This is a genomic window from Streptomyces sp. x-19, assembly GCF_046549115.1.
GTDB classification, from domain to species: Bacteria; Actinomycetota; Actinomycetes; order Streptomycetales; family Streptomycetaceae; genus Streptomyces; species Streptomyces albulus_C.
Genome location: NZ_JAJPWK010000003.1, coordinates 469,946 through 484,556 on the forward strand (window position 1 = coordinate 469,946; position 14,611 = coordinate 484,556).

The 14,611-nt window shown below is 71.7% G+C and carries 14 protein-coding genes and 1 tRNA gene; 1 reads left to right on the plus strand and 14 read right to left on the minus strand.

The window, feature by feature from the left end; translation table 11 throughout:
• Positions 1-91 precede the first annotated feature (91 nt).
• The 11 genes from ACLJT4_RS10750 to ACLJT4_RS10800 all read right to left on the minus strand — a co-directional run bounded on the left by ACLJT4_RS10750 (position 92) and on the right by ACLJT4_RS10800 (position 12,134).
• Positions 92-1,207, minus strand: a complete 1,116-nt coding sequence (locus ACLJT4_RS10750) for a polyprenyl synthetase family protein (RefSeq protein WP_411122063.1) — start codon at positions 1,205-1,207, stop codon at positions 92-94.
• On the minus strand, positions 1,204-2,673 hold the full coding sequence (hpnE, locus tag ACLJT4_RS10755; RefSeq protein ID WP_411122064.1) for a hydroxysqualene dehydroxylase HpnE: 1,470 nt from the start codon (positions 2,671-2,673) through the stop codon (positions 1,204-1,206). Before hpnE ends, ACLJT4_RS10750 begins: the two co-directional genes overlap by 4 nt.
• A gap of 100 nt (positions 2,674-2,773) precedes the next feature.
• On the minus strand, positions 2,774-3,730 hold the full coding sequence (gene hpnD / locus ACLJT4_RS10760; protein ID WP_411122065.1) for a presqualene diphosphate synthase HpnD: 957 nt from the start codon (positions 3,728-3,730) through the stop codon (positions 2,774-2,776).
• On the minus strand, positions 3,727-4,593 hold the full coding sequence (gene hpnC / locus ACLJT4_RS10765) for a squalene synthase HpnC (protein ID WP_411122066.1): 867 nt from the start codon (positions 4,591-4,593) through the stop codon (positions 3,727-3,729). The genes hpnD and hpnC overlap by 4 nt, the downstream gene beginning before the upstream one ends.
• Positions 4,594-5,042: 449 nt before the next feature.
• The gene (locus tag ACLJT4_RS10770; RefSeq protein ID WP_037634092.1) at positions 5,043-5,834 is read right to left on the minus strand and encodes an ABC transporter ATP-binding protein; all 792 of its coding nucleotides are present in this window, start codon (positions 5,832-5,834) and stop codon (positions 5,043-5,045) included.
• A 4-nt stretch (positions 5,835-5,838) separates the two neighbouring features.
• Positions 5,839-6,768 carry an ABC transporter permease gene (locus ACLJT4_RS10775; RefSeq protein ID WP_016574763.1) on the minus strand — a complete coding sequence of 310 codons (930 nt, stop codon included), beginning with the start codon at positions 6,766-6,768 and terminating at the stop codon, positions 5,839-5,841.
• Positions 6,769-6,847: 79 nt separating this feature from the next.
• Positions 6,848-7,738, minus strand: a complete 891-nt coding sequence (locus ACLJT4_RS10780; protein WP_411122355.1) for a glycosyltransferase family 2 protein — start codon at positions 7,736-7,738, stop codon at positions 6,848-6,850.
• Positions 7,739-7,752: 14 nt separating this feature from the next.
• Entirely contained in the window at positions 7,753-8,532 is a 780-nt protein-coding gene (locus ACLJT4_RS10785; RefSeq protein WP_275461876.1) for a CDP-alcohol phosphatidyltransferase family protein, read from the minus strand.
• Positions 8,510-9,571: an iron-containing alcohol dehydrogenase family protein gene (locus tag ACLJT4_RS10790; protein WP_016574760.1), complete on the minus strand. Its 1,062-nt coding sequence runs from the start codon at positions 9,569-9,571 to the stop codon at positions 8,510-8,512. Before ACLJT4_RS10790 ends, ACLJT4_RS10785 begins: the two co-directional genes overlap by 23 nt.
• Entirely contained in the window at positions 9,559-10,317 is a 759-nt protein-coding gene (locus ACLJT4_RS10795) for a sugar phosphate nucleotidyltransferase (RefSeq protein ID WP_411122067.1), read from the minus strand. The genes ACLJT4_RS10790 and ACLJT4_RS10795 overlap by 13 nt, the downstream gene beginning before the upstream one ends.
• On the minus strand, positions 10,314-12,134 hold the full coding sequence (locus ACLJT4_RS10800; RefSeq protein ID WP_411122356.1) for a DUF5941 domain-containing protein: 1,821 nt from the start codon (positions 12,132-12,134) through the stop codon (positions 10,314-10,316). The genes ACLJT4_RS10795 and ACLJT4_RS10800 overlap by 4 nt, the downstream gene beginning before the upstream one ends.
• Before the next feature lie 375 nt (positions 12,135-12,509).
• On the opposite strand from ACLJT4_RS10800, the gene idi reads away from it, so the two are divergent.
• Positions 12,510-13,121, plus strand: coding sequence for an isopentenyl-diphosphate Delta-isomerase (idi, locus tag ACLJT4_RS10805; protein WP_411122068.1), 612 nt, complete (start codon positions 12,510-12,512; stop codon positions 13,119-13,121).
• Here the strand turns inward: idi and ACLJT4_RS10810 are convergent.
• The 3 genes from ACLJT4_RS10810 to ACLJT4_RS10820 all read right to left on the minus strand — a co-directional run bounded on the left by ACLJT4_RS10810 (position 13,096) and on the right by ACLJT4_RS10820 (position 14,589).
• On the minus strand, positions 13,096-13,587 hold the full coding sequence (locus tag ACLJT4_RS10810; RefSeq protein WP_411122069.1) for an ATP-binding protein: 492 nt from the start codon (positions 13,585-13,587) through the stop codon (positions 13,096-13,098). The genes idi and ACLJT4_RS10810 overlap by 26 nt on opposite strands.
• Before the next feature lie 201 nt (positions 13,588-13,788).
• Positions 13,789-14,376, minus strand: a complete 588-nt coding sequence (locus ACLJT4_RS10815; RefSeq protein WP_233656493.1) for an HdeD family acid-resistance protein — start codon at positions 14,374-14,376, stop codon at positions 13,789-13,791.
• A 139-nt stretch (positions 14,377-14,515) separates the two neighbouring features.
• Positions 14,516-14,589, minus strand: a tRNA-Met gene (locus tag ACLJT4_RS10820).
• Positions 14,590-14,611: the final 22 nt, after the last annotated feature.

Consider the following 14,611-nt stretch of genomic DNA (forward strand, 5'->3'; position numbering starts at 1 on the left):
AGTGAACTGTCAATGCGTGCTCAGGGATTCCGTCGGCCGACGCCCGGACGGCGTCGGCCGGCGACTGCGATCTATAGCGTGTTGATGGTCATCATCTCTCTCGTACGACGACGAAGTCCGCGAGCGCGACGAGCTGCCCGCGGAGGTGTTCCGGCATGTCGATCTCGTCCAGTGCGGCGATGGCGGTGGCGTGCTGGCGGCGGGCCTCCTCGGAGGTCCACTCTCGACCGCCGGCCTCCTCGATCAACGCCGCGCGGGAGGCGAACTCCTCCTCGGTGAAGTCGGCGATCTCGGTCTCGCTCTTCTTGGCGTCGGCGGCCAGGATCCGGGCGAGCCGCTCGGAGGCGGGCCCACCGGCCGCGAGCGCGGCGACGACCGGCAGCGACTTCTTGCGCTGGCGCAGGTCGCTCCAGGTCTGCTTGCCGGTGGCCTCCGGGTCGCCCCAGATGCCCAGCAGGTCGTCGACGGCCTGGAAGGCGAGGCCGAGGTGGTAGCCGTACCGCTCCAGGATGTCCGCGGTGCGGTCGTCGGCGCCGCCGAGGACCGCACCGATGGAGACCGCACAGGCGAGCAGGGCACCGGTCTTGTTGCCCTCCATCTCCAGGCACTCCTCGACGGTGACCCGCTCGCGGTGCTCGTAGGAGATGTCCTGCGCCTGACCGTCGATCAGCTTGCGGGTGGCCAGCGTCAGGCGGCGGGTGGCCCGGCCGGCGTCGACCGTGCCGAGCTCCAGCAGTATTTCGTTGGCGAGCGCGAACAGCGCGTCGCCGACCAGGATGGCCTGCGCGGGACCGTGCACCTTCCAGACCGTGTCGCGGTGCCGGCGCTGCTCGTCACCGTCCATCAGGTCGTCGTGCAGCAGGGAGAAGTTGTGCACGAGCTCGACGGCGACCGCACCGGGCACCCCGACCTCCGGCGCGGCGCCCGCGACCTCGGCGGACAGCAGGGCGAGAGCGGGACGCACCGCCTTGCCGCTGTCACCCGCGCTGGGGTTGCCCTCCGCGTCGATCCAACCGAAGTGGTAGGCGGCGACGGTGTCCATGGGAGGGGCGAGCCTGGCCACGGCGGCACGCAGCACGGGAGTGGCGAGTGTCCGCCCGCGCTCCAGCAGCGCGGTGACGCTCGCGGTGTCGATAGCCGGGGAAGCCACGGTTTCTCCTCTGTTTCCGATGCTGGTGCTCGTGCGAGCGCCCGTACGCCTGGTCATGCCGCCTCCTGAGGCAACTGGCCCTGGGGGACGCCGAGTTCGGTGAGTGCCTCGCGGGCGGCGGCGGTGCCGCTGCGGACGGCGCTCTCCATGGTCGCGGGCCACCCGGTGGCGGTCCACGCGCCGGCCAGGTACAGGCCGGGGACTTGGGTGCGGGCAGCGGGGCGGAGCCGGCCGACGCCCGGTGCGGGCGCGAAGGTCGCGGTGCGCTCGCGGGTGACGAAGAAATCGAGGATCCGGGCGCCCCGGGCGGCCGGCAGCAGCCGCTCCAACTCGGGGAGGTAGCGGGCGCGGAGCGCGGCGACCGGCTGGTCGATCTCCGCCTGCGCGGCCGACTGCGACAGGGCGAGGTACTGGCTGCGTTCGTGGCCGGCGGTGCGGGCCAGCCCGGAGGCTTCGGTGCGGTCGAAGACCCACTGGACCGGGGACCCGATCGCGGCGAAGAACGGGCGGCGCAGCACCTTGCGGTCGTAGATGACGTGGACGTTGAGGATCGGTGCGGTGCCGATCTCCAACAGCCGCTCCTTGGCGGGCAGGGCGCCGTCGGGCAGCAGGGCGTGCGCCTCGCGCTGCGGCACGGCGAGGACGACGGTGTCCGCGGTGAGCGTCTCCCGGCCGTGCGGGCCGTTCTCCACCGCGACCTGCCAGCCGGCGTCGTCGCGGGTGACCGCGGCCGCCCGGGTGCGCAGCGCGACCCGGACGCCGGCCTTGCCCAACGCGGCGGCCGCGTGGGTGTCGTGGAGGTCGCCGAGCGGCGCCCGCGCCCAGCCGATGTCGGCGGCACCGGGGGCGGAGAGCAGCCCGGTCTTGAAGACCTTGGCGGCCAGGCCCAGCGAGGCGTCGCCGGCGGTGGCGTTGAGGGTCGCGACGCCGACCAGGTCCCACAGCGCTTCGACGGCGCGCGGGCTCTGCCCGTGGCGACCCAGCCAGCTGCCGAAGTCGGTGGCGTCCAGCGCCGGGTCGGCCGGGTCCAGCCGCCCGAGCGCGAGGGTGGCGCGGACCACGCCGGCGCGTTCGGCCGGCGAGAGGTGCGGGTACAGCGCAAGGCTCTTGGCCAGGTGGAGCGGGACCGGCAGGCCGGTGCGGCGCAGCCGGCCGAGCCGCAGCCGGCCGCCGGCGTGCCCGGCGTCCAGCACCGGGACGTCCATCCGGTCCTGGAGGGGCGCCAGCCGGCCCGCGCCGAGCCGCTCCAGGTGGTCGCCGTAGGCGGTGCAGCAGCGCAGGTAGACGTGTTGGCCGTTGTCGACGGTCAGCGGACCGACGGCGGAGTCGCGGCGGAACGAGAAGACCAGCCCGCCGAGGCGCGGCCGGCCCTCCACCAACGTGACCCGCAGGCCGGCGTCGGCCAGGGCCAGCGCCGCGGTGGTGCCCGCCAGTCCGCCCCCGATGACCACCGCGGCCGCCCCTTCGGGACGGCCGGAAGGGCGGGACGAGGCGCGCCCGGGCAGCGTGGCTCCCACTGTCATGTGCTCTCCCCCCTCACACCTTCCATGGACGCCGATGTCCGGCGAAGGGTTGCCCGCCGCGCCGACGCCGGACCGGGGTCGGTGTACGCGGTCCGGCACCTCATCCACGCCTCCTGCTCTCGGCCTGCCGGCGGCCGATCGCCCGAGCGTCGAGCCCGGAGAGCCCGCGCACCGCGACGAACGCCTTCTCCCGTCCGGGCAGCGAGACCCGGCCGCGCAGCACGGCCGCCGGGTCGTCGGCGATCCGCGTCAACAGCCGGTGGTAGATACCGGCCATGGCCGCCACGCAGGCGCCGCTGCGCCGGTCGAGCATCGGCAGCAGCCGGAAGCCCTCGGCGAAGAGTGCACGGGCCCGCCGGACCTCGAACTGCACCAAGCCGGTGAAGTCGGCACCGGGCGGTGGCACCGCGCCCTGGAACCCCTCCGAACAACCGAACTTGGCGAGGTCCTCGGCCGGGAGGTACGTCCGTCCGTTGCCCGCGTCCTCGCGAACATCCCTGAGGATATTGGTCAGTTGGAGCGCGAGCCCGAGCGTATCGGCGTACTCGGGGGCGCGTTCGGCATCGAGTGCGCCCGGTACCGTGCCGAAGACACCGAGGGAGATCCGGCCGATCGCCCCGGCCACGCAACGGCAGTAGACCTTCAGCTCGTCCCAGGTCTCGTAGGTCTCGCCGCGGACGTCCGCCAGCACCCCGTCGATCAGCTCGTCCAGCGCGCCGAGCGGGATGGGGAAGCGCCGGGCGGTGTCGGCGAGCGCGACGGCCACCGGGTCGGTGTCGTCCTCCGCGATCCGGCCGTCCTTGATGCGGGCGAGCAGAGCGCGGGTGTCCTCCAGCCGACGCCCCTTGGCCTCGGGCGCCAGGGCACCGTCGCCGATGTCGTCGACCCGGCGGGAGAAGGCGTAGAGCGCCGACATCGCCTGCCGCTTCTCGGCCGGCAGCAGCCGGATCCCGTACGCGAAGTTGCGCGCCTGCTGCCCGGTGACCGTCTCGCAGTAGCGGTACGCAGCGAGCACCGGCGCGGACATCTGTGTGGTGGCCTCCACGGTCCGACTCACCCCTCTCGTCGCAGTGTCGCCCCGACCTCGCGCAGCAGGCTGAGCTTGGTGGGCTTGGGCGGTCCAGGGAGTACGTCGTGATCGGCGGCGGCGACCGCCTGGAGCGCGGCGCGCCCGCCGGCGACGAAGCCGGCCAACAGCAGCTTCAGCCGGCCGGACACGCTCCCCACCAGCGGGGCGCCCTCGTCCAGCAGTTCGCCGGCGCGCTCCGCCTGGAAGGCGATCAGCGCGCGCACCGAGGGGCCGCCGGACGGCGCGGCCAGGTCCTCCTCGGTGACGCCGAAGCGCTTCAGGTCCTCGTCGGGGAGGTAGATCCGGTCCCGGCCGAGGTCCTCGGTCACGTCCTGGATGTGCTCGACGAGCTGGAGTGCGGTGCAGATGGCGTCGGAGAGCCGGACGCGCTCCGGACTGGAGGTGCCGGTGACGCCGAGCACGAGCCGGCCGACGGGGTTGGCGGACAGCTCGCAGTAGGCGGCCAGGTCGCCGTAGGTGGCGTAGCGGCTGATCCGCTGGTCCTGGCGGTTGGCCTCGATGAGGCCGAGGAAGGGGTCGGGGGTCAGCCCGCAGCGCCGCACGGTCGGACCGAGCCGCCGCATCAGCGGGTGCTTGGGCCCCGGCGCGCGGTCGCTGAAGACCCGGTGCAGGTCCGCTTCGAGGGCGTCGAGCAGCGCCGGGCGGTCGTCGTACTGGACGCGGTCCAGGCCGAGGAGGACGGCGTCGCCACCACCGGGGGCCAGATCGCCGTCGCCGATGTCGTCGACGAGGCGGGCGAAGCCGTAGAGGGCCATCAGGTCGGCGCGCCAGGCGCGGGGCAGGAAGAACGGCGCGACCGGGAAGTTCTCGTGCGCGGCCTGATCGAGCACGGTGCGCGTGTGGTCCCTCCCGCCACTCACCGCCACCCTCCGGAGGAAGGCGCGACGCGCCTGCTCGTCTCCTCGGCTCACCGGGGGCTACCCGGCGTGTTGTGGAGCCGGAGCGAACCAGTAGCCATTGCCGTCACGTCTCCCGTTCTACACCGCCAAGCCAAAACATCCCATTTCGGACACGCCGCAGCTAGCGACGCGCTCCGATCGAGCTCCTGTCGCTCGCCCGGGTGAACATTGCCCGACTTGCACCACTTGTGCCGTTCAGTACCCGTACAGCTTACGCCGTGTATCCAGACCGCGTCCGAGTGGGTACTGGAGCCTCGGGCAACGATCCGATCAACGTAGTCCGGGCAGCAACTGTTCCCGGATCCCACAGAGTTGACCATTCCTTCACGATCGGAGGCCCCCGCCATGACCGTGCGCGGGGGCCTCCTGCGAAGGTTGGGCTATTTGCCCGTCTCCTTCTCGTACGCCTTGATGACCTCGTCGGTCGGGCCGTCCATCAGCAGTTCGCCCCGTTCCAACCACAGCACCCGGTCACAGGTGTCGCGGATGGACTTGTTGTTGTGGCTGACCAGGAAGACCGTGCCCGCGTCCTTGCGCAGCTCGCGGATCCGGGCCTCGGAGCGCTTCTGGAACGCGCGGTCGCCGGTGGCCAGCGCCTCGTCGATCAGCAGCACGTCGTGGTCCTTGGCCGCCGCGATGGAGAACCGCAGGCGGGCCGCCATGCCGGACGAATAGGTGCGCATCGGCAGCGAGATGAAGTCGCCCTTCTCGTTGATGCCGGAGAAGTCGACGATCTCGTCGTAGCGCTCGCGGATCTGCTCGCGGGACATGCCCATCGCCAGACCGCCCAGGACGACGTTCTTCTCGCCGGTCAGGTCGTTCATCAGGGCCGCGTTCACGCCCAGCAGCGAGGGCTGACCGTGGGTGTAGACCTTGCCGCGCTCGGCGGGCAGCAGACCCGCGACGGCCTTGAGGAGGGTCGACTTGCCGGAGCCGTTCGAACCGATCAGGCCGATCGACTCGCCCTTGTAGGCGGTGAAGGAGACGCCCTTCACCGCGTGCACCTCGCGCACGCCCACCGACGGCCGGCGCCGGATGATGCGGTTGAGTGCCGCCGTCGCGCTGCCCTTGCCCGTACCGGTGCCGTAGACCCGGTAGACGATGTGCAGCTCGTCCGCGATCACGGTCGGGACCCGCTCCTGCGCCGCCTCCGTCGGCTGGACGCCGTCCATCTGCTCAGCCACGTCCGTACCGCTCCTCAGCCTTCCAGAAGTACACGAAGCCCGCGACGCCCGCCAGCACCGCCCAGCCCAGCGCGAACGCCCACACGTGCGGCGGGAGCTGGCTGGCCTTGAAACTGTCGATCAGCGCGAACCGGATCAGGTCGATGTAGACCGCGGCGGGGTTGGCGTAGAGCAGCACCTCGACCCAGTGCGGGACGTGCTTGCCCTGGAGGATCACGCTGATGCTGAACATGACACCTGACGCGTACATCCACGTCCGCATGATGAAGGGCATCAACTGCGCCAGGTCCGGCGTCTTGCTGCCGAGCCGGGCCATGATCATCGCGAGGCCGGTGTTGAACACGAACTGGAGCACCAGCGCGGGGAGCACCAGCAGCCACGACCACGTGGGCAGCTGCCCGAAGGCGAGCAGGATGACCACCAGCACGCCCATGGAGAACAGCAGTTGCTGGAGCTGCATGAGGCAGAACGAGATCGGCAGGCAGGCCCGCGGGAAGTGCAGCGCACGCACCAGCCCGAGGTTGCCCGAGATCGCCCGCGTACCGGCCATCACGGAGCTCTGCGTGAAGGTGAAGATGAAGACGCCGGTCACCAGGAACGGGACGTAGTCCGGGACGCCCTTCCGGGTGCCGATCAGCAGACCGAAGATGAGGTAGTAGACGAGCGCGTTCAGCAGGGGGGTCGCCACCTGCCAGACCTGGCCCAACTTCGCCTGGCTGAACTGCGCCGTCAGCTTGGCGCTGGCGAAGGCGGAAATGAAATGCCGGCGGGCCCACAGCTGGCTGACGTACTCCGCCAGGCTGGGTCGGGCACCGCTCTGCGCCAGTCCGTACTTCTCCGCCCGCTGGACGGGGGTGAGTCCTTCGTCGGCGGATGGCGGGGCACTCATGGCGACCGCACTGTCGTGCGTAGTCTCGCTCACAGTTGACACTTTCGTCCTCAAGGTGCGCTCCCGGGGACGACGCCCCGGTTCGCGCCTGATGCTCTCAGATACGAGCTTGTCAGATGATGGGAGGGCGGCCCAACCGGGTCAGTCGCCAAACGGTAGCCCACTTCATGGGACGCCTGGGACCGCACGCGGTGGCCCAGCCCTCCTTGAAGCCGCCCAGCCAGGCCCGGAGTCCCGGCAGCGACGGCCGGCGGGCGAGCGTGAGCAGGAGCCAGACACCGAGGTAGACCGGAACCAGCGGAGCGGGAAGGTTGCGACGGGCCAGCCAGACCCGGTTGCGGGCCACCATCCGGTGGTAGACCGCGTGCCGGGCCGGGGCCGTGGTGGGGTGGTGCAGGACCAGGTCCGCCCGGTAGTCGACCAACCAGCCCGCGTCCAGCGCGCGCCAGGCCAGGTCGGTCTCCTCATGGGCGTAGAAGAAGTCGTCGGGCAGGCCGCCGACCTGGGTGAACACCGCCGTGCGGACCGCGTTGGCGCCACCGAGGAAGGTGGTCACCCGCGAGGACCGCATGGGGTCGGAGGCGCGCAGCCGCGGGACGTGCCGGCGCTGCGTCAGCCCGGTGTCCGGGTCGGCGATCCGGAAGCTGATGATGCCCAGCGCCGGATCCGCGGCGAACGCCTCGCGGCACAGCCGGGCGGTGTCCGCCCCGGGCAGCAGCCCGTCGTCGTCGAGGAAGAGGAGGGCGTCGACGCGGTAGCCGTCGGTGCCGTCGGCCTTGAACGCCTCGATGCCGACGTTGCGGCCGGCCGGGATGCCGACGTTCTCCGGCAGCTCGACGGTCCGCACGACCAGTCCGGGCACGGCCAGTTCCGGCAGCGGTGCGCCGTTGCCGACCACCACCACCTCGATCGGGTCGCCGTCCTGCCGGGCGACGGAGTCCAGCAGTGCGCGCAGCTCCTCGGGGCGGTTGCCCATGGTCAGGACAACCGCACCGAGCCGCATTCCGGACGCCGCGGTCACTTGAGCCTGCTGGAGGCGAGGATGGACACGAGGTGCAGCAGCGTCTGCAGGAGCGCGATGCCGGCCAGCACCGCGACACCGAGCCGCGAGAAGAACAGGTCACCGCGGACCGCGTCCACGATCGCCAGGACCAGGATCAGCAGGGACGCCTCGATGCCGAGGACCAGCCGGTGGAACTTCAGCGCCGCCGCCGCCTTGCGGGCCAGCGCCAGCCCGGACGAACGCGGCTCGGCCGCGGCCTCCTTGACCGGCGGCAGTCCGCCCTGGTGGCGGGCGACGCCGACGAGGTCGGTCTCCGCCTTGATCAGGATCGCGCCGAGGGCGGCCAGGGTGCCGAGGAACGCCCAGAGCCAGTCGATCCGCCCGGGACCCCACAGGTCCGCGGCGCGCAGGCCGAAGCCGACGAGCACCGCGGCGTCGCACAGGTAGGCACCGACCCGGTCCAGGTAGACGCCACCGAGCGAGAACTGCTTCTTCCAGCGCGCCACCTCGCCGTCGATGCAGTCGAGCAGCAGGTAGAGCTGGACCATCACCACGCCCAGCACGGCGCCCCAGATCCCCGGCACCAGCAGCGCCGGGGCCGCGAGCACACCGAAGACGGTCATCAGGTAGGTCAGCTGGTTGGGCGTGACCCGGGTGTTGACCAGGTACCGGTCGCAGCGCAGCGAGATTTCCCGCATGTAGAGGCGGCCGGCCCAGTGCTCTCCGCTGCGCCGGTCCTTCACGCCCTCGGGGTGAACGACCGGGCGGAGCTCAGCTACTGATGGTTTCGGCATAGTCGGCGTATGCGTCCCTGATCTGATCGGTGGACAGGTCCAGGTGCTCCAGGATCGTGTAGCGGCCCGGACGGGTCTTCGGGGCGAACTCGACGGCCTGCACGAACTCCGCGTCGGTGAAGCCCATTTCGCCGGGCGTGACCGGCAGGCCGTGGCGCTGGAGCACCTCGACCATCAACCCCGCCGTCTCCCGGTCGCCGCGCAGGTGGGTGGCGAAGGCGGCGCCCAGGCCGCACTGCTCGCCGTGGCTCGCCGCCCGCTTGGGGAAGAGGATGTCGAAGGCGTGGTTGATCTCGTGACAGGCGCCGGAGGCGGGTCGGCTGTCGCCGGCCACCGACATCGAGATACCGGTCAGGACCAGGCCCTCCGCCAGCACCTGGAGGAAGGCGTCGTCGCTGACGCTCCCGGGGTGGCGCAGCACGGCCTCGCCGGCCTGCCGGGCCATGGCCGCGGCCAGCCCGTCGATGGCCTCACCGGTCTCCCGGTGCGACAGTTCCCAGTCCGCCACCGCGGAGATGTTGGAGATCGCGTCTCCGATGCCGGAGCGGACGAAGCGGACCGGGGCCTCGCGGATGATGTCGAGGTCGATCACCACGGCGATCGGGTTGGGCACGCCGTACGAACCGCGGCCCGCGTCGTTGTCGAGGGTGGCGACCGGCGAGCACAGCCCGTCGTGCGACAGGTTGGTCGCGACCGCCACCAGCGGCAGGCCGATGCGCGCCGCGGCGAACTTCGCACAGTCGATGATCTTGCCGCCGCCCAGGCCCACGACCGCGTCGTAGTGCCCCTTCTTCATGGCGTCCGCGAGCTTGATCGCTTCGTCCAGGGTTCCGCCGCCGACCTCGTACCACTCGGCGCCCGGCAGGGCGGGGGCCAGTCGCCGGCGCAGCCGGGCCCCCGAGCCGCCGCTGATCGCGATGGCGAGCTTGCCGGAGGCCGAGATGCGCTGGTCGGCCAGCAGACCCGCCAGGTCGTCCAGGGCGCCGGCGCTGATGTCGACGACGACCGGGGACGGAATGAGGCGGGTCAGTACTGGCATGCGATCTCACGGCCCTTCGCGAGGTCGTCGTGGTTGTCGATCTCGACCCACTTGACGTCGCCGATCGGCGCCACGTCGACCTTGAAGCCGCGGTTGACCAGCTCCTGGTAGCCGTCCTCGTAGTAGAGGTCCGGGTCCCGCTCGAAGGTGGTCTTCAGGGCGTCGGCCAGCTCGGCGGCGGCCGCGCCCTCGATGAGGGTGACGCCGATGTACTCGCCGGTCGCGGTGGCCGGGTCCATCAGCTTGGTGATCTTCTGGACGCCCTTGGCCGGGTCCGCGACGACCTTCATCTCCTCGTCGGCGAGCTGCTTGACGGCGTCCAGCGCGAGGATGATCTTCTGGCCGTTGCCGCGGGCGGCGAGCAGGGTCTTCTCGACGGAGACCGGGTGCACGGTGTCGCCGTTGGCGAGGATCACCGAGTCGTGGGCCGCGATCACGTCACGGGCGCACCACAGGGAGTAGGCGTTGTTCCACTCCTCGGCCTTGTCGTTGTCGATCAGGGTGATCTTCAGGCCGTACTTCTGCTCCAGCGCCTCCCGGCGCTCGTACACGGCCTCCTTGCGGTAGCCGACGATGATCGCGACCTCGGTCAGACCGATCTCGGCGAAGTTGCCGAGGGTCAGGTCGAGGATGGTCGTCGCCTCTCCGTCCCCTTCAGGGCCCACCGGCACCAGAGCCTTGGGCAGGGTGTCGGTGTAGGGGCGCAGACGCCGTCCGGCGCCGGCGGCCAGCACGAGGCCGATCATGCGGGTTCTCCTTCATCGTGTACGGCGGGTGCACCGTGATTGTGCGCGGCCACCCAGAAGCGGATGCTCTCGGCGAGCACCAGCAGCGCCAGGACCCCAGCGAGTGCCGTGAGCGCGATCGTGAAACCTGTGGCGGGCAGCAGGGCGGCGAGGACGGTGACCACGAGGATCCGCCCTTCGTACCCGCCGGTCGCCCGGACCAGCCACCGCGGTGGGGCCCCGGCGCCACCGCGGATGCGGTAGACCGTGTCGTAGTGATGGTAGGCGACCGCCGCGACCAGCCCGAACGCCGCGGGCAGCGCCCCGTGGGCGTCCGCGCGGGCGGCCAGCACCAGGACGACGAGGTATTCGCCGGCCCGGAAGAAGGGCGGGACGAGCCAGTCCAGGGCGCCCTTGAGCGGGCGGGCCAGTGCCGCGGCGGCGAGCAGCGCGGAGCAGACCGCGACGCCGACGGTGAGCCAGGAGGCGGGGTCCGGCTGGGAGATCACCCACACCAGCAGCACCGCGGACGAGAGAAACGCCATAGCGGGTGCGAGCAGGGAACCGGTGCGGGCCCGGCCCCGGCCGCCGCCGGCCAGCAGCTCGACCAGCGGACCGTAGTCGGCGAGGTCGGCGAGCGCGCGGGCGGCCCGGTCGGTGCGGCGGGCCCGGCGGGTGCGCGAACGCAGCACCCGGCCGGCCGTGGTGTAGCAGGCGGCCAGCGCGCAGCCGACCAGCAGGGCGTAGAAGACGATGCGGGGAGTGGTGAGCGCGGTCAGGACGGCGATCATGGCCCAGCGCTCGCCGATCGGCAGCACGATCATCCGGCGTGCCCAGACGGTCCAGCCGACCCGGTCGAGCCGGTCGGACAGGCCCACGGCCGGGCCGGCGCCACCGGCCCCGCCCTCGAACTCGCTGCCCTCGTTGAAGGCGAAGTCGACGACGTGGCGGCAGGTCTGGAGGATCATCGCGCCGAGCGCCAGCGCCCAGACGTCGTCGCCGCCCCGGGCCGCGCCGAGGGCGAGTCCGGCGTAGTACGCGTACTCCTTGGCGCGGTCGAAGGTGGCGTCCAGCCAGGCGCCCAGCGTCGAGTACTGGAGCGAGTAGCGGGCGAGCTGCCCGTCGGTGCAGTCCAGGACGAAGGAGAGCAGGAGCAGCACGCCGGCGGCGACGAAGCCGCCGCGGGTTCCGGTGGCCGCGCAGCCGGCCGCGATCAGCGCGGTGATCAGCGAGGCCGTGGTGACCTGGTTCGGGGTGAGGCCGCGGCGGGCGCACCAGCGGGCGAGGTACCGGGAGTACGGGCTGATGAAGAAGGTGGTGAAGAAGCCGTCGCGGGACTTCACTGCGGTGCGCAGGCGGACCGCCTCTTCGTCGACGGCGGCGACGGCTTCCCGGGCCTCCTCCCGCTGGGCGGGGGTCAGCGCGAGGGTCGCCACCAGGCTGCCCGGCTCGACGCGGTGCAGTCCGACGTCGGCGCGGTCGAGCGCCTCGGTCAGGGTGTCGGTGAGCACGTCCGTCAGGTGCGCGGTGCCGGCCCCGACGGGGATGCGGCCGGCGGCCCGGTCCAGCGCGGCGCGGGCCGCGGGCTGCACGGTGAGTGCGCCGGGCACCGCGGCGGCCGGGAAGCGCGGGTCGGTCAGGGCGAGCCGGAGGGCGTGCAGGTGGCCGACAAAGCGGGGGTCCACCACGGCGATCCGCTCCTGGGCCGGCGCCTCGGCGAGCAGCTCGGTGGTGCCGGCGGAGTCACTGGCCGTGCGGACGTCAAAACCCAGTGCGCGCAGGTCGGCCTCGAGCGACGACCCGGCGACCGGCGGACCGGTGAGGATGGCGGTCGACAGACGAACTCACTCCTTGGATGCTGACGAGCAGCGCCGGTCGGTCCGCATTCGACACGAACTACCCGGGCGGCGGGTGCGGCACACCTGGCCCTGGGGGCCGGGAGGCACGTCGGCAGAGGCTATCCGATCGCGGGATGCGGCCGTTCACCACGCATTCACCACCCGATCGGGTGAGCGACGGCTGCGCCTGCCGCGATCATCATGGTGGATCGGGCCTCGCCGGAACAACTGGCCGCCGGCCCCGGTGCCGGTTATGCGGGGGCTGGTCATGGTTACCGGACGCCCGACGCCGGTCGGCACCCGGCACGGTGCTCTGCCACTGCCGGCGGTCTGGTGGGGCAGACTTGAGCGCGACGACCGACGAGAAGGATGCGCATGCCGATCACACCTGCCAACGGACAGACCGCCGGGACCTCGGCGGTGGGTGCGCCGGACGGCGCCGCCGAGCCGATCATGCTGGAACTGGTCGACGAGGACGGCACGACGATCGGCACCGCGGAGAAGCTCGCCGCCCACCAGCCGCCCGGGCAGCTGCATCGGGCGTTCTCGGTCTTCCTCTTCGACGAGAAGGGGCGACTGCTGCTCCAGCGCCGGGCGCTGTCGAAGTACCACTCCCCCGGCGTGTGGTCCAACACCTGCTGCGGCCATCCGTACCCCGGCGAGACGCCGTTCGCGGCGGCGGCCCGGCGGACCGCGGAGGAGCTGGGCGCGGCGCCCGCGCTGCTGGCCGAGGCCGGAACGGTGCGCTACAACCACCCCGACCCGGCCTCCGGCCTGGTGGAGCAGGAGTACAACCACCTGTTCGTCGGGCTGCTGCGGTCCGAGCCGGCGCCGGACCCGGAGGAGATCTCCGAGGTCGCGTTCGTGACGCCGGACGAGCTCGCCGAGCGGCACGCGCAGGTCCCGTTCTCCGCGTGGTTCATGACCGTGCTGGACGCGGCGCGGCCGGCGGTCCACGAGCTCACCGGACAGTCGGCGGGCTGGTAGCGAGCGGCGCCAGCGGCAGCTCGGCCCAGATGGCCTTGCCGCCGCCCACGGTGTGCGTCACGTCGCACTTCCCGCCCACCTCCGCGGTGAGCACCTTGACCAGCCACAGGCCGCGGCCGCCGACGTCACCCTCGTCCGCCTCCAGGGCCTTGGGGCGGTAGGGATGGTCGTCCTCGACCGCGATGCGGAGCCAGTTGGCGCCGATGGTGAGCTGGACGGCGATCTGCGGGGAGAGCAGCGCGGCGTGCCGCACGGCGTTGGTGACCAGCTCGGAGACGATCAGCAGGAGCCCGTCGAGAATGTCGTCGGCGACGGGTACGCGCTGTTCGACGAGGAGGTCCCGCACCGCGTGCCGTGCCTGGGGCACCGACGACTCCAGTGCCGGGGCGGTGAACCGCCAGACACCTTCGTAGGCGAGCGGGGAGGTCAGCTCCTCGGGGGGTTCGGCAGGGGGTCCGGAAGGCATCCTCACATGACGAGTGTTGAGAATGCGCTGGTCCGGGCCGGGCTCCTGAACACAAGTCAGCGTCTATCGACGCCTTTTGGTCGATTCTGTCGGAATTGATCTCCCTCGTGATGCATCCCGTCGTCTTGAATCCACGTTTTGACAGGGAACTCCGGGCCGACCGCCGGCCCCTCACCGGAACCGGCGCGGTCAGGGCAAAGATCAAGCCACCCGGCTGTCCTCGACCATACCGACCACGCGACGGCCGCCGATCCCCATGGCGAGCAGGCCCAACCCGTCGAAGAGCAGCTCCAGCGAGAAGAAGCAGCCGATGACGTAGAGGCTGCTCTGCGGCCAGTTGGCGAGCACCAGGACGCCCAGCAGGATGCCGATCACCCCCTGGAGCAGGGTCCAGCCGAACTGCGCCCCGCGCACCACCACCGCACCCGCCAGGCGGAACAGGCCACCGGTCAGGAAGAGCAGGGCGGCGAACATGGTCAGCGCGGCGGCGGTCGCGTCCGGCAGCCGGATGACGACCACCCCGGCCGCGATGTTCAGCGCCGCGACGATCACCGCGAGCCAGAAGTAGCTCGACCCCCGGGACTGGACGGCGTGCGCCAGCCCCACCAGGCCGCCGATCAGCAGCAACCAGCCGAAGAGCAGCATCGTGGTGAGCGTGGCCACGCCCACGTAGATCAACCCGACGATGCCGGCCAGCACGAGGATGACGCCGAGGACCGCGAGCAGCCCGAAGCTGCGCCCCAGCCGGGCCGTCGGACTGCGCCGGGAAGACCTGGACCTGCCGCTCATCGTCGCCGCCTCCTCGCTCAGGGACCGTTTTTCCCGGTATACCCCGGATTGCGGGAGGCGGCAGAGGGAGCGCGGACGTCCTCGGGCACACACGGCAGCAGGCCCGGTGCGTGTGCACCGGGCCTGCTGTCCTTCTGAGTAGCGGGGACAGGATTTGAACCTGCGACCTCTGGGTTATGAGCCCAGCGAGCTACCGAGCTGCTCCACCCCGCGTCGACTCGGATGAGCTTACGGG